Here is a 25609-nt window from a genome sequence, read left to right as displayed (position 1 = left end):
GTACCGTACGCACCCGGGAGGTGCAGGGGACATGAACCGCGAACCGCCTCTCAGCCGGCGGCGGCTGCTGACCTCGGGGGCCGGCGCGCTGACGGGCCGCGGCCTGGCCGCGACCGGTCTCGCCGCGGGCGGCCTGGCCGCGGCCGGCTGCGCCGCGCCCTCGTTCACCGCCGCCGGCAAGACCCGGCTGCGCTACTGGCACCTCTTCGGCGGCGGCGACGGCGTGAACATGACCGCGATGGTCGACGCCTTCGCCGCGGAGCACCCGGACATCGACATGGAGGCCACCCAGCTCGACTGGGGTCCCCCCTACTACACCAAGCTGGGCATGGCCGGCGCCGGCGGGCGCGCGCCCGAGGTCGGCGTGCTGCACCTCACCCGGCTCGCCGGGTTCGGCCCGGGCAAGCTGCTCGACCCCTTCGATGTGGGCCGGCTGGAGGCGCTCGGCGTCACCCCCGACCGCTTCCCGGCCGAGATCTGGCAGCGCGGGCAGGTGGACGGCGAGCAGTACGCCATCCCGCTCGACACCCATCCGATCGTGCTCTACTACCACACCGAGATCTGCGAGGAGGCCGGTCTGCTCGACGGCGACGGCAGCCTCCGGCCCATCCGGGGGGTTCGCGCGTTCGTCGAGACGCTGCGTACCGCGAAGGAGGTCACCGGCGCGCCCCCGCTGGTCGCCGAGACCCTCGGCACCGACACCGTCACCCCCTGGCGGCTCTTCGTCACCTTCTACTCGCAGGCCGGCGGCACCATCCTGTCGGAGGACGCCAGCGGGATCACCATCGACGACGCCAAGGCCCTTGAGGTCCTGGAGTTCATGGCGATGCTCACCGACGAGGGCTTGATGGTGCGGCGCGCCGACTACCCCGGCTCCGTCGGCGTGTTCGGCGCCGGCAAGACCGCCTTCCTCCTCAACGGCGAGTGGGAGGTGACCACGTACACCGACAACAAGCTGCCGTTCTCCATGACCCGGGTGCCCGCGCTCTTCGGCCGGCCCACCGTCTATGCCGACTGCCACTCCTTCGTGCTGCCGCACCAGTCCGACCGGTCCGGCCCGGCGAACGAGGCCGGGTACGCCTTCGTCGCCTGGATGCTGGAGCACTCCGTGGACTGGGCCAAGGGCGGCCATGTGCCGGCCTACCTGCCCACGCTCGACGACCCGGCCTATCTGGAGCTGCGGCCGCAGTCCGCGTACCGGTCCGTCATCGACGACGTCGTGCTCGACCCGCCCGCCTGGTTCGCGGGCTCCGCCTCGCTGCTGCAGGTCGAGCTGGGGGCCGTCTTCTCCAGCGTCTTCACCGGCTCCCGCAGCCCGCAGGGCGCGCTGCGCGAGGCGAAGTCGCGGCTGCGGAAGCTGCTGGCCACCCCCGACCCGATGGGAGGCGCCGCATGACCGCCCCCGCCACCGCCCCGGCGCCGCCCGGCGAGACCGCGGCGCCGGTCGAGCGGCCCGCCACCGTACGCCGCAAGTGGACCGAGCACGGGCTGGTATTCATCGCCCCCTTCCTCCTCGCCTACGCGATGTTCCTGCTCTGGCCGCTGGTCTACGGCGTCGGCCTGAGCCTGCGCAGTGACAACATCACCGGCGACGGCGGCGAGTTCGTCGGCTTCGACAACTACACCGAGGCGTTCCGGGACGACAACGTCTGGTCGTCGCTGTGGAACACCGTGTGGTTCACGGTCCTGTCCACGGTCCCGCTCGTCGTCATGGGTCTGGTCTTCGCCCTGCTGGCGCACCATCTGCGCTTCGTGCAGTGGCTGTGGCGGCTCAGCTGGTTCGCGCCCTTCGTGCTGCCGTCCGGCGTCGTGGCGCTGCTCTTCCTCTGGGTGATCTACCCGTCCGACTTCGGCTTCGCCGACCAGCTGCTCGCCGAGTTCGGGCTGCACCCGGGCATCGGCTGGCTGACGGACGAGCGGTACGCGATGCTGTCGATCGTCCTGACCACGGTGTGGTGGACGGTCGGCTTCAACTTCCTGCTCTACCTCGCCGCGCTCCAGTCCATCCCGCAGCACCTGTACGAGGCCGCGGAGCTCGACGGCGCCGGCCCCTGGCACCGGCTGCGGCACATCACGCTGCCGCTGCTCCGGCGCACCACAGGCGTGGTCCTGGTGCTCCAGATCCTGGCCTCGCTCAAGATCTTCGATCAGGTCTACATCATGACCGGCGGCGGCCCGGACGACTCCACCCGGCCGATCCTGCAGTACGTCTTCCAGTCGGGCTTCACCGGCTACCGGATCGGCTACGCCTCCGCCGTCTCGTACATCTTCTTCGCCCTGATCGTGCTCGTCTCGCTGATACATCTGCGGCTGTCCCGCCGTAACGCCGAGGAGGCCCCGTGAGTGCACCGGCCGCAGACTCGGGCCGCAAGGCCCGCTGGACCCCGGGGCGCGTCGCCCTGGTCGCCGTCGCGCTGCTGCTCGCCGTGGTGTGGGTGCTGCCGCTGGCCTGGGCGCTGTCGATCTCGCTCAAGCCGGACGCGGAGACGGCGCAGACCGGGCTGGACTGGATCGGCTCGACGATCACCTTCGACGCCTACCAGGCGGTGTGGGAGACCGGCGACATCGGCCGCTGGCTGTTCAACACCGCGTACATCGCCATCATGACCACGCTGCTGACCGTGACGCTCTGCTCGATGGCCGCCTACGGCTTCGCGCGCACCGAGTTCCGCGGCCGCAAGGCGCTCTACGCGCTCGTCCTGGCCGGCATCATGGTGCCGCCGCAGGTGCTGATCGCGCCGCTGTTCGCGGAGATGGTCCAGCTGGGCCTGGTGGACACCTACTGGGGCGTGATCCTGCCCCAGGTGGCCGTGCCCGCGATGGTGTTCATCCTGGTGAAGTTCTTCGAGGGGGTGCCGCGCGAGCTGGAGGAGGCGGCGTTCGTCGACGGGGCGGGCCGCTGGCGGGTGTTCTTCACGATCGTGCTGCCCCTGTCGCGGCCCGTGCTCGCCGCGGTCGCGATCTTCACCTTCATCTCGACCTGGAACAACTTCCTCTGGCCGTTCCTCGTGACCACCGATCCGAACGGCATGACCCTGCCCGTCGGCCTGGTCAACGTCCAGTCGTCCTACGGCGTGCGCTACGCGCAGATGATGGCGTCCGTCGTCATCGCCGGGCTGCCGCTGCTGGTGGTCTTCACGCTCTTTCAGCGGCAGATCGTCCGGGGCATCGCCCACACCGGCCTGGCCGGCCAGTGACACCGGCCGGGCCCCTGGCGAGCCGGTGGACGGTCCCGTTGCCGACGGCGTACGGATCTCGCCCATCCCGCGATCACAGCTCGCCGTCGCCCTCCAGGAACGTCCCCACCACGTCGATGTCGCCGATCTCCGAAGGCGGCACGCGGTAGGGATCGTCACCGAGCACCACGAGATCGGCCCGCTTGCCCGGGGTGAGGCTGCCCGCGTCCGATTCCCAGTGACAGGCGCGGGCCGCTTCCGTGGTGTAGGCGTGCAGGGCCTCGTCCACCGTGATCGCTTCTCCGGGGCCGATGGCCCGGCCGGACCGCGAGGCGCGTTCGACCATGAACTGGATCGCCCGCAGCGGCGCGCCGTCGGCTACCGGGCGGTCCGAGCTGCCCGCGAGGCGGATGCCGTGGTCGAGGAAGCCGCGTCCGCGGTAGAGCCAGCCCTCCCGGTCCTCACCCATGACCGTGGCGTAGTCGTCCCCGTAATACCGCAGGAAGCTCGGCTGGACGACGACGGTGACGCCGAGAGCGGCCAGCCGGGGAAGCTGGTCCGGGCGGACCAGGCCGGCGTGCTCGATGCGGTGGCGGGCCTCCGGGCGGGGGCGGAGCTTCCGCGCGGCCTCCAGGGCGTCCAGGGCGACGTCGACCGCCCGGTCGCCGATGGCGTGGATCGCGAGTTGCCAGCCCGCGAGGTGTCCGCCCACGATGGTGTCGGCCAGTTCCCCGGGCGCGGCCTGGAGTTGGCCGGAGCCTTCGGTGGCCGGTGACATGCCCTCGTACGGGCTGCTCAGTGCCGCCGTACGAGCCATCATGCCGCCGTCGGTGAAGACCTTCAGGGCTCCCAGGGAGAGGGCGCCGTCGCCGAAGCCGGTGCGCAGGCCGAGCGGGAGGGCCCGGCTCGTGGTGTCCTCCGGGGCGGCGCGCACCGGTTCTAGCACGTCCGCCGCCACCATGAGCCGGACCCGGATCGGCAACCGGCCGGTCTCGTACGCGACTTGGAAGGCGGCGGCCTCCAGCGGGCCGTGGCCGATGAGGCTGCCGCCGACTCCCGCCTCGGCGGCGGCCGTCACGCCTTCCGACCGGCAACCGCGCGCCGCGTGCTCGATGGCCCGCGCCAACTCGGCGACGGAGTGCGGCGGACGGGAGCGCAGCGCGGCCGCCATGGCCACCTCGACGAGGAAGCCGTCGGCGCGTGCCGCCTCGGCCGGCAGCCGGTCCAGGACGGCGGTGTTCACCAGGCAGGCGTGGCCGGAGACGTGGCCGAGGCAGACCCTGCGGCCGGCGCTGACGACGTCGAGGTCGGCGGCCGTCAGCGGCCGGTCGAGCGTGCGCTGGTCGTAGCCGCCGAGGTGCACCCACGCGTCGGCCGGCGCCTGGGCGACGGCTTCCGCGACGATCCGGAGCACGTCGTCGGCCCGCTCGCTCGGGGCGACGTCGGGAGCCATCGCCTGCAGCCCGGCCCACACCAGGTGCACGTGGCCGTCGATGAAGCCCGGCAGTACCACGGCGCCGGCCAGGTCCAGGGTCCGGCGCGCGGGCAGCCCCGCCACGTCCTCGTCCAGGCCGACGATACGGCCCCGCCAGATGCCGAGTTCACGGCCGGCCGGGCGGGCCGGATCCATCGTGATGATGCGGGCGTTGGTGATCCTCGTGGTGAGCACGGGCAGCTCCTTCCGGTCCTCCCGGGCTGGCTCCTGGTGACTATTGTGGTTAGCCTTGCCTAAATTCAACGGCACGGTGCCTACGAGCTGTGAATCCCGCTCCGGAAGGAAGGTCCTGTGGCGTGCGGTGCGCGGGCAGCGTCGCGATGTCGCTGCCGCCGTGGCCGGTGCAACAGCGCAGGCACCGGCGTCGGCCCGTAGCCCCCGCACCGCACCGTCCGTACTCCACAGGAAACCGAGACCGAAGGACACCGATGTTCCGCTCCCGCAGAGCACCGCGGCTCGCCGCCGCGCTCGCCTCCGCCCTCCTGCTCCTCACCGGCGCCGCGGCCTGCGGCGACGACTCGGGATCCGACTCGTCGGGGTCCGGCAAGGACGCGGGCGCCGGCGGTGACTCCGCCTTCCCGGTCACCGTCGGCCACAAATACGGCAGCACGACCATCGAGTCGGAGCCGGACCGCATCGTCACCGTCGGACTCACCGACCAGGACCCGGTCCTGGCCCTCGGCGAGGTCCCGGTCGGCACCACCGAGTGGCTGGGCGGCTACGAGGGCGCGATCGGCCCCTGGGCAGCGGACCGGACCGGCGGCGCCGAGGCGCCCACCGTGCTCAAGGACACCGGCACGGGACCGCAGGTCGAGAAGATCGCCGCGCTCGAACCCGACCTGGTCCTCGCGGTGTACGGAGGGCTCACCAAGGAGCAGTACGAGGCGCTTTCCGCGTTCGTGCCCGTGGTCGCCCAGCCGAAGCAGTACAACGACTACGGCGTCCCGTGGCAGGAGCAGACGAAGATCATCGGCAAGGCGCTCGGCAAGTCCGACGACGCCGCCGCGGCGGTGCGGGAGACCGAGAAGCAGATCGAGGCCGCCGCCACGGAGCACCCGGAGTTCGAGGGCGCCTCCGTGGTGGTGGCCACACCGTACGAGGGCATGTTCGTCTTCGGCAGCCAGGACCCGCGCTCGCACCTCCTGGGCGACCTCGGCTTCTCGCTGCCCGCCGACCTCGACAAGGCGATCGGGGACCAGTTCGGCGCGAACATCAGCAAGGAGCGCACCGACCTGCTCGACCAGGACGCCCTCGTGTGGCAGGTCGGCGATGTCGACGAGGACGCCGACAAGCTGCACGCGGACGGGTCGTTCAAGGACCTCAAGGTCGTACGGGAGGGCCGGGAGGTCTACGTCGACGAGACCAGCGACTACGGCAACGCCCTGTCCATGGGCACGGTCCTCAGCCTGCCGTACGTGATCGATCGGCTGGTCCCGCAGCTCGCGGCGGCCGTGGACGGCAAGACCGGCACAGTGGTGGAACAGCCCGCGTCCTGACGCCGCCCGCGGGAGGGGGCCGGCCGTCCGGCCCCCTCCCGCCTGCCCTATTCGTCCATGGCCTCCGCCAGGCTGCGCGGCCGCATGTCGGTCCAGTGGGCCTCGACGTGGTCCAGGCAGGACTGCCGCGGCGCCGGCCCGTGCACGACCCGCCAGCCGGCCGGCACGTCCGCGAAGTCCGGCCACAGGCTGTGCTGGTCCTCGTCGTTGACGAGCACCAGGTACGTGCCCTCAGGGTCCTCGAACGGGTTGCTCATGCTCTTCCTCTCCTCACGGCTGTCACCGCTCTGACGAGCGGCTCCGGTCCGCCCGCGCGACGATTCCCGCCAGCGCCCGGAACCAGGTCTCGGCGAGGTCCCGCACCGTCTCCCGCGGCAGCAGCCCCGCCAGATAGGACCAGTGGGCGGCCAGCACGGGACCGTCCGCGCGGTCCTCGGTCACCACGTTGATGCTCAGCGCGTGGCCCTCGCGCATCGCGCCTTCGGGCCCGATGTCGGCCGCCTCCTCCTCGGGGGCGTACGACCAGTCCGTCTCCTCCGGTACGCCGAACCGGCCCAGGTAGTTGAACTCGACGCGGGCCGGCTCGCGGGCCGCCAGCTCCTCCCGCGTACGGGGGTTGAGGTACCGCAGGAGGCCGTAGCCGACGCCGTTCCCGGGCAGCGACGCCAGGTGCTCGCGGACCCGCCGTACGGCGTCCTCGGCGGCCGGGCCGCCTGCGAAGACGTCCGCGGGCTCGGCCGGACCGGCGTCGAGCCGGACGGGGAAGACGCTGGTGAACCAGCCCACCGTACGGAACAGGTCCACGCCCTCCCCGCCGGGTTCCCCGGCGAGGTCCTCCGCACGGCCGTGGCCCTCCAGGTCGACCAGGACCGAGGTGTCCGAACCGCCATGCCGGCGCCGCCAGTCGGCGAAGGCCACCGCGAGGCCCGCGAGCAGCACGTCGTCGACGCCGGCGCCGAACGCGGCCGGCACCGTCGACAACAGCGGCCCGGCGTGCTCCGCGGGCATGCGCAGGACCACCTCCCGCTGGGTCGCGGTGGTGTCGCGGTCCGGCTCCGGCGCCCGGGCGAGCGGGAAGGGTTCGGTGCCGCCGTCGAGCACGGCCGTCCACGCGGGCAGCTCCGCCTCCCGGGCCGGGTCCCGGGCCAGCGCGGTCAGCAGCCGCGACCAGCGGGCGAACGACGTCTCGACGGGGCCGAGCCGCGGCCTCCGGCCGCCGGAGACGTCCCGCCACGCCGCCGCCAGATCGGGCAGCAGCACCCGCCAGGAGACGCCGTCCACCACCAGGTGGTGCGCCATCAGCAGCAGCCGGCCCGGCGAGCCGTCCGCGTCGAACCACACCGCCCTCACCATGACGCCCGCGTCCGGGTCGAGCGCGGCCCGGGCCGCGTGCGCATGCTCCCGTACGGCATCGCCCAGGGCCCGGCCGTCCAGTCCGGCGACGTCCACCCGCTCGATCCACCCGGCGGCGTCGACCGCGCCACGGGGCGGCACGTGCAGCGACCAGTCCTCGGTGGCCGCCCGCGACGGCCGCACCAGCGTGGCGCGCAGCAGGTCGTGCCGGTCGGCGAGCGCCTGGAGTACGGCGGTGAGTCCCGCGAGGTCCAGGTCCGCGGGGGTGCGGACGAGCGCCGCCTGGTGGTACGTGGCGAACGGGCCGCCCAGCTCGCGCAGCCAGTGCATCACGGGGGTGAGCGGCACTGTTCCGGTGCCGTCGTCCTCCGGGCGCGGCGCGGTGTCCGCCGTCTGCCGGGCGACCGCGGCCAGCGCCGCCACCGTGCGGTGCCGGAAGACCAGCCGGGGCGTGATCCGCACGCCGGCCGCGCGGGCCCGGCCGACGAGTTGCATCGCAACGATGCTGTCGCCGCCGAGCGCGAAGAAGTCGTCGTCCACGCCGACCCGTTCCAGGGCCAGCACCTCGGCGACGACCGCGCAGAGCGCGTGTTCGACGGGGGTGGCCGGCGCCCGCCCGGTGGTGCGGGCGGAGAAGTCGGGCGCGGGCAGCGCGTCCCGGTCGAGCTTGCCGTTCGCCAGCTGCGGGAAGCCCGCCAGCGCCACCACGGCCGCCGGGACCATGTGGTCCGGGAGCAGCGCGGCGACGTGGGCGCGCACCTGTGCCGGGTGCGGCGCGGCGCCGGCGGCGGGGGTCACGTACGCCACGAGCAGCTTGCGCGGGCCGTCCTCGTGCACGGTCACCAGGGCCTGGGCGACCGTGGGATGGCCGGCGAGCACCGACTCGATCTCGGCGGGTTCGATCCGGAAGCCGCGGATCTTGACCTGGTCGTCGGCGCGGCCGAGGAAGTCGAGGCGCCCGTCGGCCGTCCAGCGGGCGAGGTCGCCGGTGCGGTACAGGCGCGAGCCGGGCGGGCCGTACGGGTCGGCGACGAACCGCTCGGCGGTGAGCCCGGGGCTGCCCAGATAGCCGCGGGCGAGACCGCCGCCGGCCAGGTACAGCTCGCCGGTCACGCCCGGCGGCACCGGCTGGAGCAGCCCGTCCAGCACGTAGGCCCTGGTGCCGGCCACCGGCCGCCCGACGAGCGGGCGTTCGCTGTCGCGTACCCGGGCCACCAGGGCGTCCACGGTCGACTCCGTCGGCCCGTACAGGTTGAACGCCTCGGTGCCGCGCAGCCCGGCGAGGCGCCGCCACAGCGCGGCGGGCACGGCTTCGCCGCCGACGCCGACGACGGCGAGCGGGCAGTCGTCGCCGCGGAGCAGTCCGGCATCGGCCAGCTGCGCGAAGAGGGACGGGGTCACCTCCAGGAAGTCGAAACGGTGCTCGGCGACGGCAGCCGCGAGCAGTTCGGGGTCGCGCCGGACGTCCTCGGCGACGATGTGGACGCAGTGCCCGTCCAGCAGCCAGAGCTGCGGCTGCCAGGAGGCGTCGAAGAAGAAGGACCACGCGTGGCCCGCCCGCAGGTGCCGCCGGGAGGTCGCCTCGACCGCGGGTGCGTAGAGCGTCTCGCGGTGGCTGTGGAAGAGGTGGCCGAGGGTCTCGTGGGTGACCACGACGCCCTTCGGGCGGCCGGTGGAGCCGGAGGTGTAGATGACGTACGCCGGGTGGCGGGGCGTCAGCGGGGCGGTCCGGTCGGCGTCGGTGAGGTCGGACGGGTCCGCGGCGGTGATCCGCGCCGCCGTGGCGGGGTCGTCGAGAAGTAGGGTCCGGGCGCCGGGCGGCAGCGCGGCGGCGAGCGCGCGGGTGGTGAGAGTGAGGACCGGGCGGGCGTCAGCGAGGACGTCGGCGGTGCGCCCGGCGGGCGCGTCGGGGTCGAGCGGCAGGTAGGCCGCCCCGGCCTTGTGCACGGCGAGTACGGCGGTCAGGAAGTGCGCGGTGCGCGGCAGCGCGAGGGCTACGTACCGCTCGGGGCCCGCGCCCGACGCGACGAGGACGCGGGCCAGCCGGTTGGCCGCCGCGTTCAGCTCGGCGAAGGTGAGCTCGACGCCGTCGGAGGCCGCGGCGGGCCGCCCGGGGCACCCGCGTACCCGCGCCTCGAACAGCGCGGGGACGGTGGTGGGCGCGGCGATCGGCGGCCTGCTGTGCCAGCCGCCGGTCAGCCGGCGCCGCTCGTCCGCGTCGAGGATGTCGATCCGGCCCAGCGTCAGGTCCGGCTCCGCGGTGACGGCGCGCAGGATGCGGCGCAGCCGGTCGGCGAAGGACTGCGCGGTCGCGTGGTCGAACAGGTCGGCGCTGTACTCCAGCACGCCGTCGATCCCGCCGCCGTCGCCGCGCTCCACGAAGTCGAAGGACAGGTCGAACTTGGCGGTCGTCTGCGGGACGTCGTCACGGCGCGACCGCAGGCCGGGCAGCCCGGCGTCGCCGCCGCCGGACGCCAGGTACACCACCATCACCTGGAACAGCGGGTGCCGGGCGAGCGACCGGGCCGGGTTGAGTACCTCCACGAGGCGCTCGAACGGCACGTCCTGGTGGTCGAAGGCGGCCAGGTCGGCGTCCCGTACCCGGGCGAGCAGGTCGCGGAAGGCCGGGTCGCCCGAGGTGTCGGTGCGCAGTACCAGGGTGTTGAGGAAGAACCCGACCAGGTCCTCCAACGCCGCGTCCGTACGACCCGAGATCGGGCTGCCGAGGGGGATGTCGTGGCCCGTGCCGAGCCGGGTGAGCAGCGTCGCCACCGCGGCCTGGAGCACCATGAAGACGCTGACGCCGCTGTCGCGGGCCAGGCGGTGCAGGGCCGCGGACAGCTCGGCATCGAGCGACAGGTCCGCGGCGCCGCCGCGGTAGGTGGCCTCCAGCGGGCGGGGCCGGTCCGCGGGCAGCGTCAGCTCCTCCGGCAGCCCGGCCAGCGCCCCCCGCCAGTAGGCGAGTTGGCGGGCGGCGGGGCTGTCGGGGTCCTTCTCGTCGCCGAGCACGTCCCGCTGCCACAGCGTGTAGTCTGCGTACTGGACCGGAAGCGGCGCCCAGTCGGGGGCCCGGCCCGCGGCGCGGGCCGCGTACGCGACCTCCAGGTCCCGGGCCAGCGGCCCCTCGGACCACTCGTCGCCGGCGATGTGGTGCAGCAGGAGCAGCAGGGTCCACTCCCGCTCGCCGGTGCGGAACACGTGGACGCGCAGCGGGATCTCGCGGTCGAGTTCGAAGCCGTACGCCCCGGCCTCGGCCAGCCGCCCGGCCAACTGCTCCTCGTCCGTCTCCGTCACCTCGAACGGGACACGGACCCCGGCCGCGTCCAGCACCCGCTGGCGGGCCCGGCCGTCCTCGTCGGGGAAGACCGTGCGCAGCGTCTCGTGGCGTACGACGAGGTCGTGCACGGCGGCCCGCAGCGCCGCCACGTCCAGCGCGCCGGTCAGCCGCCACGCCGAGGGGATGTTGTACGTCGCGCTCGGACCCTCCACCCGGTACAGCACCCACAGGCGCCGCTGCGCGGAGGACAGCGGCAGCAACTCGGGGCGGTCCCGGACCGTGAGCGGCGGGCGGGTCCCGGCCGTGCCGTCCTCGGCCAGACGCCGCGCGAGACGGGCCACCGTCGGCGCGTCGAACACCGTGCGCAGCGGCACCTCGGCGCCGAGCGCGTCCCGGATCCGCGCGGTCAGCCGCATGGCCAGCAGCGAGTGCCCGCCGAGGGCGAAGAAGTCGTCGTCGACGCCGACGTCGGGCACCCCGAGCACCGCCGCGAACGCCTCGCACAGCAGGTCCTCGCGCGGCGTGCGGGGCCCGCGGCCCGAGCCGGGCGCGGTGAGGTCGGGCGCGGGCAGCAGGCTCTCGTCGAGCTTCCCGGCGACGGTGCGCGGCAGCGCCGCGAGGGTGACGAAGGCCGAGGGCACCATGTGCGCGGGCAGCGCGGCGGACGCGTGCGCGCGCAGCGCCGCCGGGTCCGGCCCCCGGTCCCCCGCGGGCAGGACGTACGCCACGAGACGGCGTACCGCCGGGGTGTCCTCGCGGACCACCACGGCGGCCGTCGCCACGTCCGGATGCCCGGCGAGCACCGCCTCGATCTCCCCGGTCTCGATACGGAAGCCGCGCAGCTTGACCTGTCCGTCGGCCCGGCCCAGGAACGCAAGGGTGCCGTCGGGGTGCCGCCGGGCGAGGTCACCGGTGCGGTACATGCGGCTGCCGGGGGCTCCGAAGGGGTCGGCGGTGAACCGTTCGGCGGTGAGCGCGGGCCGGTTCAGATAGCCGCGGGCCAGGCCGGCCCCCGCCAGGTACAGCTCGCCTGGCACGCCCACCGGGACGGGCCGCAGCAGTGGGTCGAGGAGGTACGCGCGCACGTTGTCGAGCGGCGCGGCCCAGCGGCCGGAGGCGTCGGCGTGCCGGCCGTAGGCGTCGACCGCGCTCTCGGTGGGGCCGTACAGGTCGTGCACCTGGACGCCAGGCAGGGCGCACAGCCGCTCCCACAGCGGGGCCGGGATCGCCTCGCCGCCCACGGCGATCACGCCGGGGACGTGGCCGCCGGGCGCCAGGAAGCCGTGGTGGATCAGCTCGCGCAGATAGGTCGGGGTGACGTCGAGGTAGTCGGCGCGCTCCCGGTCCAGGTACGCCGTCAGCGCGGCCGGGTCGGCCATGACGGCCTCGTCGGCCACGTGCAGCTCGTGTCCGGTGAGGAGCCAGATCAGCGGCCCCCAGGAGCCGTCGAAGCTGAACGAGGCGGCGTGCAGGGCCCGCAGTCGCGTGCGGCCGAGGGCCTGCCGGGCGGGCGTGACGAGGTCGTCGCGGTGGGCCGCGACGAGGTTGCTCAGGCCGCGGTGGGTGCCGACGACGCCCTTCGGGGTGCCGGTGGAGCCGGAGGTGAAGATGACGTAGGCGGTGTGCGACGGGTCGGGGCGCACGGCGTCCCGTTCACCGTCGGGGCCGGCCGGGTCGTCCGGACCGCCGGGGTCGTCCAGCGGCACCCGCGGGCATGCCCCGGGCAGGCCCGGCGCCAGCGCGGCGGTGGTGAGCACGCACAGCGGGGCCGCGTCGCGCAGCATGAACTCCAGCCGCTCCGCGGGGTGGTCCGGGTCGAGCGGCAGGTAGGCCGCACCGGACTTCAGCACCCCGAGTACGGCCGGGACCATGAGGCGCCGGGGCAGCGCCAGGCCGACGACCGTCTCGGCCCGCGCACCCCGGCGCCGCAGCAGCCGGGCCACGGCGTCGACCCGCTCGGCCAGCTGCCGGAAGGTCAGCCGCTCCCCTCCGGCGACGAGGGCCGGGGCGTCCGGGCGGTCGCGTACGAGGTCGTCGAGGATCTCCGGGACGGAGCGGGTCTCCAGCGGTCTGTCGGTGTCGTTCCAGACCGTGGCGGCGGCCGTCTCCTCCGCGTCCGTGAGGACCCCGAGGGAGCCGACCGGGCGCCGGGGATCGCGGGCCACCTGCTCCAGCAGCCCGTGCAGCCGCTCCAGCAGTCGGTCCGCCGTCCCGGCGTCCGTGAGGTCGGTGGCGTACTCCAGCAGCAGCGCCATGTCGCGTCCCGCACCGTGGTCGACGACGGTGAAGTCGAGGTCGAACTTGGCCATGCCGGTGTCCATGTCGAACCACTCGGTCGGCAGCCCGAACAGGCCGGGGTCGCCGCCGGGGCGGTGGTGGTAGCCGAGCATCACCTGGAACAGCGGGTTGCGGTCGGCGGCCCTGGCCGGGTTGACCGCCTCCACGACCCGGTCGAACGGCACGTCCTGGTGCTCGAAGGCGGCGAGCGCCGCTTCCCTGACCCGGCCGAGGACGTCGGCGAAGGACGGGGCGCCGGACAGGTCGGTGCGCAGCACGAGCGTGTTCACGAAGAAGCCGACCAGGTCGTCCGTCGCGCTGTCGGTGCGCCCCGCGATCGGCGTGCCGAGCGGGATGTCGTCGCCCGCGCCGAGGCGGTGCAGCAGCGCCGCGGTCGCCGCCTGGAGCACCATGAACATGCTGACCTGGTGATCCGCGGCCAGCTCCCGCAGCGCGGCCCCGGTCGCGTCCGGCAGCGCCCGGCGCGCCACTGCCGCCCGGCCGCTGGTACGGGCCCCGCCCGGCCGGTCCAGCGGCAGCGGGATCTCCCCGGGGGCGCCCTCCAGCGTCCGCGTCCAGTAGCCGAGCTGGCTCTCCCCCGCCTCGGCGAGCAGCCGTTCCTGCCACAGGGTGTAGTCGGCGTACTGCACCGGCAGCGGCGCCCAGTCGGGCTCCCGCCCGGCCGCGCGGGCCGCGTACGCGTGGTTCAGGTCGGCGAGGAACGGGCGGTCGGACCACTCGTCGGTGGCGGCGTGGTGCAGCACCAGCGCCACCACGTGCCCGCCGGGGCCCAGCCGTGCCACCTCCGCCCGCACCGGCAGCTCGGCGCCCAGGTCGAACGGGCGCCGCTGGGCCGCCGTGATCCAGTCGGGCAGCTCGTCCTCGGTACGGTCGGCCACGCGGAACTCCGGCTCGGCCTCGCCGGGCGCCGCGATCCACTGGTACGGCTCGCCGTCCTCCTCCAGGAACCGGGTGCGCAGCACCTCATGACGGCCCGTCACGTCGCGCAGCGCCGCCCGCAGCGCGTCGAGATCCAGCGCGCCGCGGACGCGGAAGACCAACGGGAAGTTGTACGCGACGGAGCCCCCGGCGATCCGCTCGACCAGCCACAGCCGCCGCTGCGCCGCCGACAGCGGGACGCGCGCCGGCCGCTCGGCCACCGGTTCCAGCACCGGCCGGACGGGGCGCCCGGCCTCCGCACGCAGCGCCAGCGCCGCGGGCGTCGGCGCCTCGAAGAGGTCGCGGATCGCCAGCTCCGCGCCCAGCTCGGTCCGGGCCCGGCTGATCAACCGGGTGGCGAGCAGCGAGTGCCCGCCGAGGTCGAAGAAGTCGTCCCCCGCCCCGGTGCGGTCGACGCCCAGCACCTCGGCGAAGAGCCGGCACAGCACCTCCTCGACGGGCGTGCGCGGCTCGCGCCCCGCCGACAGGGCCGCGGCGGGCTCCGGCTCCGGCAGCGCCCGCACGTCGAGCTTGCCGTTGTCGTTCATCGGCAGCCGGGGCAGCACCACGAAGGCGGCCGGCACCATGTAGCCGGGCAGCCGCCGCGCCAGGTCGTCGCGCAGGCGCCGGACGAGGGCGCCATGGCCGCGGGTGGCGGCGGGGCTGTTGGCGTACGGGGCGGTGCCACGGTCGGCGCGCGGGCGGTACAGACCGGACGTGCGCCGCGCCGCCGTGCCGCGTACGAACACGGCGTCGAAGAAGCCCGGCTCGTGCGACCAGGTGGTCAGCACCCGGTAGCCGCGGGCCGCGCCCAGCTCGCGCAGCTCCTCCGGCTCCTCTCCCCCACCTGGTTCGTCTCCCCCGCGCGGCTCGTCTCGTCCGCGCGGCTCCTCTTCGCGCGGCGGCGGCCCGCCGTCCATGGCGCGCAGCGCCGCGAGGTCGTCTGCCGTGCGCGCGTCGGGGATCCGGCGGACGCGGAGCACCTCGGCGCCGTCCAGGCGGGCGGTCAGCTCACCCCGCCCCGGCCAGTCGAGTGCGGGCACGTCGTCGAGCCCGAGCGCGTCGCCGGCGTCCTCGTACAGCACCACGTCGTACCGGTAGCGCGTCAGCTCGTTGTGGTGCCGCCCGGCCTTGGTGCGCAGCTCGACGCCGACGCCGAGGGTGGTGAACCAGTCCGGGTCGAGAAGGAGTTCCTTCTCCAGCGCGAGCCCCCGGTCCACGGCCCGGCGCAGCGCTTCCGGATCCGTGTTCCCACGGGCCCGCTGGATGCCCGTCTGGAAGACCCGCGCCTGCCGCAGGTCCCGTACGTCGCCCAGGAAGAGGGCGCCGCCCGGCGCGAGCAGCCCCATCGCGCCGCGGATGACGGCACGCAGGTGGTCCAGGCTCGGGAAGTACTGGACGACGGAGTTGATGACGACGGTGTCGAAGAAGCCGGCCGGCAGCCCCTCGGTCGACTCGGCCGGCCGGCAGCGCAGCTCGACCTTCCGGGCCAGCTCCGGGTCGGCCCGCAGGTCTTCGCCGAGCTTGCGGATGACGGGGGCCGCGAAGTCCGTCGCCCAGTACGACTCGGCGTCCGGGGCGAGCCGGGAGAGCAGCAGACCGGAGCCGACGCCGATCTCCAGGACGCGCCGCGGCCGCAGCTCCCGGATCCGCTCGACGGTGGCCTCGCGCCACTCGCGCATGTGCGCCCCCGGGATGGGCTCGCCGTCGTACGAGCTGTCCCAGCCCGCGAAGTCCTCGGTGAAGACGGCGGTGCCGATCTCGGTGTACTCGGCGGAGTAGATCTCGCGCCACTCGCCGATCTGCTCCCGCTCGGCCGACCGCCGGGCCTGTTCGCCCGGCTCCGCCGGGACGACGTAGCCGACGAGGCGCCGGGTGCCGGGGGCGTGTGCGTCGTCGCGGGCGACGACGGCGGCCTGGGAGACCTCCGGGTGCTCCGCGAGCGCCGTCTCGATCTCGCCCGGCTCCACCCGGTGGCCGCGGATCTTCACCTGGTCGTCGGTGCGGCCGAGGAAGTCGAGGTTGCCGTCGGCGCGGCGGCGCACCAGGTCCCCGGTGCGGTACAGGCGCTCGCCCGGCCGGCCGTACGGGTCGGCGACGAACCGCTCCGCGGTCAGCCCCGGCCGGCCGAGGTAGCCGCGGGCCAGGCCGACGCCGGCGATGTAGAGTTCGCCGGCCACGCCGTCCGGCACCGGCCGCAGCCAGGTGTCGAGGACGCGGGCGCGGGTGGCGCGGATCGGGCGGCCCACGGTGGGGGTCGCGCTGTCGCGGGTACCGCCGCCGAGGGTGTTGATCGTGTACTCGGTGGGCCCGTACAGGTTGTAGCCGTAGGTCCCGTCGGTGTCCCGCAGCGTGTTCCACACCGTCTCGGTGACCGCCTCGCCGCCGAGCAGCACGAGCGGCGGCCGGTGGCCCTCCAGCAGGCCCTCCTCGATGAGGAGGTGGGCGTAGGTGGGGGTGACGTTGACGACGTCGATGCGGTGCTCCTCGCAGTACCCCGCCAGCGCGGTGGCGTCGCGCCGCAGCTCCTCGTCGCAGACGTGCACCTCGTGGCCCTCGACGAGCCACAGCAGTTCCTCCCAGGACATGTCGAAGGCGAACGACACGGTGTGCGCGATGCGCAGCCGCCGCCCGCCCGCGGCGTCGATCGCCGGGGTGAAGATCTCCCGCTGGTGGTTCAGCTGCATGTTCGTCAGGCCCGCGTACGGCGTGACGACGCCCTTGGGGCGGCCGGTAGAGCCGGAGGTGTAGATGACGTACGCCGGGTGGTCCAGGCTGAACGACAGCGCGACGGGGTCCGCGGGCAGGCTCGCCAGCTCGGCCGCCGTCTCCGGGTCGTCGAGCAGGACGCGCGGGGAGTCCGCCGTCAGGGTGCGGGAGACCGCCTGCGTCGACAGCAGGAGCAGCGGGCGGGCGTCGGCCAGCGTCGCCGAGAGGCGCTCGGCCGGGTGGTCCAGCTCCAGCGGCAGGTACGCGGCGCCGGTGCGCAGCACCGCGAACAGGGCCACCACCGTGTCGATCGAGCGCGGCATCCCGAGCGCGACGACCTTCTCCGGTCCCGCGCCCCGCCCGATCAGCAGCCGGGCCAGGCGGTTGCAGCGGGCGTCGAGCTCCGCGTACGTCACCGTCCGGGCGCCGCTGACGAGGGCCGTCGCGTCCGGGGTGCGGGCGGCCTGGGCGGCCAGCATGTCCGCCACGGTCTCGGGCGGCACGGGCTGCCGCTGCGCGTCCTCCTCGCGGGCCAGTGCGGCCCGCTCGGCGGGCAGCTGCCCGTCCAGCGAGCCGACGGCGGCGGTCGGGGCCGCCGCCAGTCGCCCGGCCAGGAGCACGAACCGGTCGAGCAGGCCGCGCGCGTACCCGCCGTCCAGCAGGTCGGGCCGGTAGGCGAGGGTGACGCGGATCCGCTCGCCGGGGGTGACGACGAGGTTCGCCGGGTAGTGCGTGGCGTCCACGTTGGTGACGGCGGTGGCACCGTGCCGTGCGCGCAGCTCCCCGAGCCGGTCCTCGGTGTCGGCGTTGCGCAGCACGAACAGCGTGTCGAACAGCCTGCGATGGCCCGTCTCCGCCTGCAGCACGCCGAGCCCCAGGTACTCGTACGGCATGAGCCCCAGGCGCTCGCCCTGGATGCGGCGCAGCAGGTCGAGCACCGGCTCGCGCGGGTCGAAGGCGATGCGCGCGGGCACGGTGTTGAGGAACATGCCGACGACGTTCTCGACGTCCGGCACGTCGCTCGGGCGGCCCGCGACGGTCGTGCCGAAGACGACGTCCGTACGGCCGGTGGCGCTCGCGAGGACCAGCCCCCAGGCCGCGTTGAGCACCGTGTTGAGCGTCAGCCCGTGCCTGCGGGCGGTGTCGCGCAGCCGGTCGGCCGCCGCCGCGTCGAGTTCGGCTTCCAGGTGCTCGGGGATCACCGGCTCCAGGCCCCGGTCGGAGACGGCGGGCACCAGCAGCGTCGGCTCGTCGAAGCCGTCGAGTGCCGCGCGCCACGCGCGGGTGGCGTCGGTGTCGTCCTGGCGCTCCAGCCAGGTCAGGTAGTCGCGGTACGAGCCGGGGGCCGGGAGTTCCGCCGGCCCGCCCCCGCTCTCGTACAGCGCGAAGAGCTGGTCCAGGAACAGCCAGGCGGACCAGCCGTCCCAGAGGATCAGATGCCGGCCGATGACGAGCCGGTCGCCGCGTCCGGCGCCGAGCCGCACCAGCAGCAGGCGGAACAGCAGCGGGCGGGACAGGTCGAAGCGGCGGGAGCGCTCCTCGTCCATCAGCTCGCGCAGCCGCCGGTCCTGCTCGGCCTCCGGCAGCCCGGACAGGTCCACCTCGGTCAGCGGTATCCCGGCGTCGGACACGATGAACTGCACCGGCCGCCGAAGTCCCTCGCTGGTGAACCCGGCGCGCAGGCTCGGGTGCCGGTCCAGCAGGGCGCGGGTGGCGGCCACCAGCCGCCCGGCGTCGACCCGCTCGGCGACGTCGAACGATTCGTGCACCGTGTAGACGTCCAGTGCGCCGTCGTCGTACGCGGAGTGGAAGAACAGGCCCTCCTGCAGCGGGGCGAGCGGCCACACGTCCTCGATCCGGCCCGGGGCCAGCCGCTCCACCCGCTCGCGCTCCTCCTCGGTGAGGGTGAACGCGCCCGCGTCCGGTGCGGCCGGCTCCGCCTGGTCGGAGGGGCCGGAGGGGCCGGAGGGGTCGGCTACGGTGGCGACCGCCGCGAGCGCCGCCGGGGTGCGGTGCTCGAACACCTCCCGCGGGCCGAGCACGAGGCCCGCGGCGAGCGCCCGGCTGGCGACGGCGATCGAGCTGATGCTGTCGCCACCGAGGAGGAAGAAGTCGTCGTCGGGGCCGGCGCCGGGCAGCTTCAGCACGGCGGCGAAGATCTCCGTGAGCAGGCGCTCCCGGGCAGTGCGCGGAGCGCGGGCCGGGGCCCGTACGGCCTGGGGGGCGGGCAGCGCGGCGCGGTCGAGCTTGCCGCCGGGGGTGAGCGGCAGGTCGTCGAGCACGACGTAGGCGGCGGGCACCAGGGGCGCCGGCAGTGAGCGGGCCAGCGCCGCGCGCAGCCCGGCGGGGTCGACGTCCCCGCCGCGGGCCGGGACCACGTAGGCCACCAGCGCGTCGTCCCGTACGTCGACGGCGGCCCGGGCCACCTCCGGCAGCCGGACCAGCGCGGCCTCGACCTCGCCGGGCTCGACGCGGTTGCCGCGCAGCTTGACCTGCCGGTCGGTGCGGCCCAGGTACTCGACCACGCCGTCGGCCCGGCGGCGCACGAGGTCGCCGGTGCGGTACATGCGTCCGCCGGGCGGCCCGTACGGGTCGGCGACGAACCGCTCGGCGGTCAGGGCGGCGCGGCGGTGGTAGCCGCGGGCGAGCTGCACGCCGGTGAGGTACAGCTCGCCGGGGGCGTCGTCCGGCACCGGCCGCAGGCAGGTGTCGAGCACCCGCAGACCGGTGTTCCACACCGGGCGTCCGAGGGGCACCAGGGCCCCCTCCTCGGTGCCGTCGCACGGGTGGTACGTGACGTCGACGGCGGCCTCGGTCGGCCCGTACAGGTTGTGCAGCGGCACGCCGGTCAGCGTGTGCCAGCGGCGCGCCGCGTCGGCCGGCAGGGCCTCGCCGCTGCTCAGCACGCGGCGCAGCGGCGCCGTCCAGCCGGTGTCCGCGGTGACCGCCTCCGACTGGAGGAAGGCGGCGAGCATGGACGGCACGAAGTGCATCGTGGTGACGGCCCGTTCGCGTACGAGCGCCGCCAGGTAGGCCGGGTCGCGGTGGCCGTCCGGCCGGGCGAGGACCACGGCCGCGCCCTGGAGGAGCGGCCAGAAGAACTCCCACACCGACACGTCGAAGCTGGACGGCGTCTTCTGCAGTACGCGGTCCTCGGCGGTGAGCCCGTACGCCCCCTGCATCCAGGCGAGCCGGTTCACGATGGCGCGGTGGGTGACGACCACGCCCTTGGGCCGGCCCGTCGAGCCGGAGGTGTAGATGAGGTAGGCGGGGTCGTCGGGGCCCGCCGCGCTGCCGCCGGGTTCCGTACCGGCGGGCGCCTGCACCGCCGCGTGCGCCGCCGCCTGCACCGCCGCGTGCGCCGCCGTCGCGTCGAGCGGCAGGATGCCGTCGTGGCGGGGCAGCCGGCCGGCCGCGGCGGACAGCGTCAGCACCGTGGCCGCGCCGGAGTCGGCGAGCATGTGGGCCACCCGGTCCGCCGGATAGTCCACGTCGACGGGCAGGTACGCGGCACCCGACTTCAGCACGCCGAGCAGCGCGACCATCAGCTCCGCGGAACGGGGCACGGCGACGGCCACGAACTCGCCGGGCCCCGCGCCGCGGGCGCGCAGCCGGGCGGCCAGCGCCTCGGCCCTGGCGTCGAGTTCGGCGTAGCTGAGCTGTTCGTCCTCGTACACGACCGCCGTCGCGTCCGGGGTACGGGCGGTCTGCGCCGCGAACGCCGCCACCAGGGTCGTCGGCGGGATCCGCCGCTCCTCGCCGGCCGGGTGGGCGCGCGCGGCCTCGTCGGGCGCCAGCAGGTCGACGGCGGCGGCGGGCCGGGCCGGGTCGTCGGCGATGGCCGTCAGGATGCGCGTCAGCCGGTCGCCGAGCGCGCGTACGGTGGCGGCGTCGAGCCGGGCCGCGTGGTGCTTCAGCCGCAGGTCCAGCCGCCGCCCGGGCTTGACGACGAGGGCGAGCGGGTAGTGGACGGCGTCGTGGAACGTGTCGCCGGTGATGCGCACGGTGCCCGACGCGTCGCGCAGGTCCGTCTCCGCGGGGTAGTTCTCGAACACCAGGAGGGTGTCGAAGAGTTCGCCCGCGCCCGCGTGGCCCGCGACCCGCTGGATCTCCGCGAGGCCGAGGTGCTGGTGGTCCAGCAGCCGCGCCTGCTCGTCCTGGAGGCGGACCAGGAGGTCCGCGAGCGACGTCCCGGGTGCCCAGCGGAAGCGGGTGGGCAGGGTGTTGATGAACAGGCCGACCATGGCGGCGACGCCGTCGACCTCCCCGTCCCGGCCGGAGAACGTGGTGCCGAACACCACGTCGTCGCGGCCGGTGAGCCTGCCGAGCAGCAGTCCCCAGGCGGCCTGGACGACCGTGCCGAGGGTGACGCCGTGCTCGCGGGCCCGGCCGGCGAGCCGCGCGGTGGTCTCCTCGGACAGCTCCAGGTGTACGTGCGCGGGCAGCGCCGGGGCGCCCGTGGCCGGCGGCGCCACCAGCCGGTGGGGCCCGTCGAGTCCGGCGAGCGCGCTGCGCCAGGCGGCACGGGCCGCCTCGCGGTCCTGGCGGGCGAGCCGGCCGAGGAAGGCGCGGTACGGGGTGACGGCCGCGAGCGGCGGCGCGTCAGTGCCGTAGTACGCCATCAGCTCGCGGTGCAGGACCGGCAGCGACCAGCCGTCGGCGATGATGTGGTGGAACGTCAGGACGAGCCGGCTGCGCCGCCCGCCGAGGCGGATCAGGGCGCAGCGCACGAGCGGCGGCGCGGCCAGGTCGAACCCGGCGGCCCGCTCGTCGGCGGCGACCGCCGCCGCCCGGGTCTCCTGGGCGGTGCCGTCCTGCGCCGCGAGATCGACCTCCCGCCAGGGCAGCTCGGCGCCGCTCGTGATGATCTGCACGGGGGTACCGTCGGGGCGGCGGCGGAAGGCGGCCCGCAGCGGCGCGTGGCGGTCCAGCAGGTGCTGCGCGGCGCGCCGGAGGGTGGGCCCGTCGACCGGGCCCGCCAGGTCGATGAGCTGCTGCACCACGTACACGTCGGCACCCGCGTCGCCGGTCAGCGAGTGGAAGTAGAAGCCCTGCTGGAGGGGCGTGAGCGGGAGCAGTTCCTCGATGGGCAGCGGCGCCGTGCCCTGGATCGCGGCGAGTTCGGACGCGTCCGGCCGCGGCGGCGGGGCGTCGGCCGTGTCGTGCGCGGCCTCCTCGGCGCCGCGGGCGACGGCGGCCTGCGCAAGGGCCTCGACCGTACGGTGCCGGAACACGTCCCGGGTGGTCAGCCGCAGGCCCGATTCGCGCGCCTTGATCAGGAGCTGGATCGCGCCGATGCTGTCGCCGCCGAGGGCGAGGAAGTCGTCCTCGGCCGTCACCGAGTCGAGCCCCAGCACTTCGGCGTACAGGCGGCACAGCAGCGTCTCGCGCGGGGTCCGCGGCCGGCGTCCCGAGCTCATCGCCGCGTGGTCGGGGACGGGCAGGGCGCCGGCGTCGATCTTGCCGCTGGGGGTGACCGGCAGGGCGTGCAGGGGGACGAAGGCCGAGGGGACCATGTAGTCGGGCAGCCTCTCGGCGGCGTGCGCGCGCAGGGTCCGCATCAGCGCGGTCACGTCGCGGAAGGGCACGGGCCGGTTGGCGTGCGGATAGCCGCGGGCCGTCCGGTACCGCCCGGTGACCGGGCCCGCCGCGCCCGCCAGGGCGAGGATCGCGTCGTACGCGCCGTCGTCAGCGGCCCCGTTCCACGTGAGCACCGCCTGGTAGCCGTGCTCCGCGGCCAGCGCGAGTACGTCCTCGGGGTCGGCCGCGGGCCCCGCCTCGCCGCTGCTGCCGTCCACGGCCCGCAGGTCCGCCAGGTCGTCGGCCAGGCGGGAGTTGGGCACCCCGGTCAGGCGCAGCCGGGGCGGCCGTTCGGCCAGCAGCCCGGCGAGCCCGTCCAGGCCGCCGGACGCCGCCCAGGAGAGCTGCCGTTCGTCCGGCGCCGCGGCCGGGCGCGGGCCGGGGTGCAGGACCACGTCGTACCGGTAGCGGCTCAGCTCGTTGTGGTGCACGGCCCGTTTGACGCGGATGTCGGCGTCGAACCCGGAGAGCGAGGCGAAGTAGTCGGGGTCGAGGAGGAGTTCGCCCTCCCAGCGCACCGACCGCTCGACCGCCTCGCGCAGCACCGCCTTGTCCGCTTCCGTGGCGCCGGCCGGGCCGCGGGCGGCACGCCGCGTCTCCACGGCCGCGCGCAGCGTGCGCAGCAGCCGCAGGTTGCGTACGTCGCCGACGAAGATCCGCCCACCGGGTGCGAGGAGCCGCCGGACCCCGTCGAGGACGTCGGTGAGGTAGTCGGCGCTCGGGAAGTACTGGGCCACGGAGTTGAGGACGACCGTGTCGAAGAAGCCGTCGGGCAGGCCCTCCGTGTCGTGCGCGGGCCTGGCGCTGAGCTCGACCTTCGACGCCAGCTCCGGGTGCGCGCCGACCTGGGCGCGCAGCGCCGCGACCGCCTCGGACGAGAGGTCGGTGGCCCAGTAGGTCTCGCAGTGGGGCGCGATGCGGGAGAGGATGAGGCCGCTGCCGGCGCCGATCTCCAGCACGCGGCGGGCCGGGCCCGCCTCGCGGATGCGCGCGACGGTCTCAAGACGCCACTCGCGCATCTCCTCGACCGGGATGGGCCGGCCGTCGTACATGCTGTTCCAGCCGGCGAAGTTCTCCCGTAATCCCTCCGCACGTACGCCCTCGCCCCCGGACGCGCCGTAGAGGAGGTCGTGCACCCCGCGCCACTCCTCGACACGCGCGTCCGGACCCGCGTCGGGTGGTCCTTCGGCGGCGGGCACGACGTAGGCGGCGAGCCGCCGGTCGCCGGGGCGGTCCTCGCGGGCGACCACCGTGACCTGGTCGACGGCCGGGTGGCCGCGCAGTACGGACTCGATCTCGCCCGGCTCGATGCGGAAGCCGCGCAGCTTGAGCTGGGCATCGGCGCGGCCCAGGAACTCCAGCCGCCCGTCGGCCCGCCACCGCACCAGGTCACCGGTGCGGTAGAGCCGCCCGCCCGGCGCGCCGAACGGGTCGGCGACGAACCGCTCCGCGGTCAGGCCGGGGCGGCCGAGGTAGCCGCGGGCAAGCCCCGCCCCGCCCAGGTACAGCTCGCCGGTGACGCCGGCGGGGACCGGCCGGAGGTACGCGTCGAGCACGTACGCGCGGGTCCCGGGGTCGGGAACGCCGATCGGCACGATGGCACCGGCGGGGATGTCCGGGTCGCACAGCCCGAGCGTGGAGTTGGTGGTGGCCTCGGTCGGCCCGTAGGCGTTGAACATCAGCCGCCCGCGCGCGTAGCGCCCCACCAGATCCGGCGAGACCCGCTCGGTGCCCGCCAGGAGCGTGGCGGTGGGCGGCAGTTGAACGTCATCGGGCATCGCGGCCAGCAGCGCGGGCGGCAGGATCATGAACGTGATGCCCTGCGCCTTCGCATAGTCCGCGAGCGGTGCGCCGGGCACGCGGCGCTCCGCCGGCACGACGACGAGACGGCCGCCGGACAGCAGTCCGAGGCAGAGGTCCCAGAAGGCGACGTCGAAGCTCGGCGAGGCGAACTGCAGCACCCGGCTGTGCGGGCCGATGCCGAACCGCTCGCGCTGCGTGGCGACGAGCTTCGCCACCCCGCTGTGCGCGAGCACGACGCCCTTCGGGCGTCCGGTCGAGCCCGAGGTGTAGATGACGTACGCGGCGTGGTCGACGGTCAGGGGCACGCCGGGGTCGTCCGCCGGCCGCCCGGCCAACTCGGCGGCGGTGGCGGGGGCGTCGAGGGCCAGCAGGGGCACGGCCCCGGGCTCCGGCAGCTCCCGCGCGGTCTCCGCGGTGGTCACCATGCAGACGGGGGCCGCGTCGCCGAGCATGTACGCGATGCGGTCGGCCGGGTAGTCGTGGTCGATCGGCAGATAGGCGGCGCCGGACTTGAGAACGGCGACCTCGGCCACGATCAGCCCCGCGGAGCGCGGCAGCGCCAGTGCGACGATGCGCTCGGGTCCCGCGCCGCGCGCGATCAGGGCGTGCGCGAGCCGGTTGGCCCGCTCGTCCAGCTCGGCGTAGGTCAGCTCCTCGTCCTCGAAGACCAGGGCGACGGCGTCGGGCCGCCGTCGGACCTGCGCGGCGAACATGGCGGGCCAGGTGTCCGCGGGGACGGAGTGCTCGGTGGCGTTCCAGTCGACGACGACCTTCCGGTACTCCCCCGGATCCATGAGGGCAAGCCGGGCCACCGGCACCCCCGGCCGGCCGAGCGCGTCGGCGAGCAGCGTGCGGTAGTGGCCGAGCAGCCGGTCGACGGTGGCGGCGTCGAAGAGGCCGGGGTCGTACGTCGCGTGCGCCTCGCCGTCGCGTACGTCCAGCAGCAGGTCGACCGGTCCCGGCAGCTCCCGGGCGGGACGGTCCGCCGTGCCGAACGCGGTGTTGAAGAACAGCCCGCCGCCGCGCGTCGGCCCCGGCCGCAGCTCGTCGGCCAGGTGACCGATCGGCACCCGGTGGGCGTCCGCCTCGTCCCGGGCCCGGGCCGCCCGCCGGGCCAGTTCCCCGAAGGCCGGCTCCCCGGCGGCGGAGACGCGGACCGGGAGCCCGCCGTGGCCCACGGTGAGGTCGGTGACCCCGCTGTAGCGGTGCAGCAGAGTCACGAAGGCGGCGAGCAGCACGTGGCCGGGGGCGTCCGGCAGGCCGGTCAGGGTGCGGGTGTCCCGGTCCGGCGCCGGCCGGGACGCGTGCGGGCGGTCGGCGGGCAGTGCGATCTCGAGCGGCGGCGGGGTGAGCAGGCGCCGCCAGTGGGCCAGGAGTTCCTCGGATCCGCACACGGGCAGCGCGCCTCCCCAGCACGTCGGCCCCGGCCCAGGGCCGGGGATCTGCGTCATAGTAAGGTAAGGGTTACCTAATTTCCCAGTCCCCCCATAGACTTCCGCGAGGG

At 75.0% G+C, this 25609-nt stretch carries 7 protein-coding genes; 4 read left to right on the top strand and 3 right to left on the bottom strand.

The annotated features are described in order from the left end of the window. Window positions 1-31 precede the first annotated feature (31 nt). The 3 genes from T328_RS05880 to T328_RS05870 are packed head-to-tail and all read left to right on the top strand — an operon-like array spanning window position 32 to window position 3197. Window positions 32-1396 (top strand): extracellular solute-binding protein, encoded by a 1365-nt coding sequence (locus T328_RS05880; protein WP_496494779.1) that lies wholly within the window; start codon window positions 32-34, stop codon window positions 1394-1396. Beyond that, window positions 1393-2343: a carbohydrate ABC transporter permease gene (locus T328_RS05875; protein WP_496494778.1), complete on the top strand. Its 951-nt coding sequence runs from the start codon at window positions 1393-1395 to the stop codon at window positions 2341-2343. Before T328_RS05880 ends, T328_RS05875 begins: the two co-directional genes overlap by 4 nt. Then, window positions 2340-3197, top strand: coding sequence for a carbohydrate ABC transporter permease (locus tag T328_RS05870; RefSeq protein WP_496494777.1), 858 nt, complete (start codon window positions 2340-2342; stop codon window positions 3195-3197). The genes T328_RS05875 and T328_RS05870 overlap by 4 nt, the downstream gene beginning before the upstream one ends. A gap of 73 nt (window positions 3198-3270) precedes the next feature. Here T328_RS05870 and T328_RS05865 read toward each other — a convergent pair whose 3' ends face one another. Beyond that, on the bottom strand, window positions 3271-4845 hold the full coding sequence (locus tag T328_RS05865) for an amidohydrolase (protein WP_496494776.1): 1575 nt from the start codon (window positions 4843-4845) through the stop codon (window positions 3271-3273). 254 nt (window positions 4846-5099) lie between these two features. Between T328_RS05865 and T328_RS05860 the strand changes: the two genes are divergently transcribed. Further along, on the top strand, window positions 5100-6167 hold the full coding sequence (locus tag T328_RS05860; protein WP_496494775.1) for an iron-siderophore ABC transporter substrate-binding protein: 1068 nt from the start codon (window positions 5100-5102) through the stop codon (window positions 6165-6167). 47 nt (window positions 6168-6214) lie between these two features. Here the strand turns inward: T328_RS05860 and T328_RS05855 are convergent, their stop codons facing one another. Further along, window positions 6215-6424, bottom strand: coding sequence for an MbtH family protein (locus tag T328_RS05855; RefSeq protein WP_496494774.1), 210 nt, complete (start codon window positions 6422-6424; stop codon window positions 6215-6217). 22 nt (window positions 6425-6446) lie between these two features. Then, entirely contained in the window at window positions 6447-25499 is a 19053-nt protein-coding gene (locus T328_RS05850; RefSeq protein WP_496494773.1) for an amino acid adenylation domain-containing protein, read from the bottom strand. Window positions 25500-25609: the final 110 nt, after the last annotated feature.

It is taken from the genome of Streptomyces sp. CNX435, from assembly GCF_059570575.1.
This window is presented reverse-complemented; position numbering and strand designations above follow the sequence as displayed.

Coding starts and splice junctions, on each gene's coding strand:
- T328_RS05880 (WP_496494779.1), top strand. CDS start 32: ATGAACCGCGAACCGCCTCTCAGCCGGCGGCGGCTGCTGACCTCGGGG.
- T328_RS05875 (WP_496494778.1), top strand. CDS start 1,393: ATGACCGCCCCCGCCACCGCCCCGGCGCCGCCCGGCGAGACCGCGGCG.
- T328_RS05860 (WP_496494775.1), top strand. CDS start 5,100: ATGTTCCGCTCCCGCAGAGCACCGCGGCTCGCCGCCGCGCTCGCCTCC.
- T328_RS05855 (WP_496494774.1), bottom strand. CDS start 6,424: ATGAGCAACCCGTTCGAGGACCCTGAGGGCACGTACCTGGTGCTCGTC.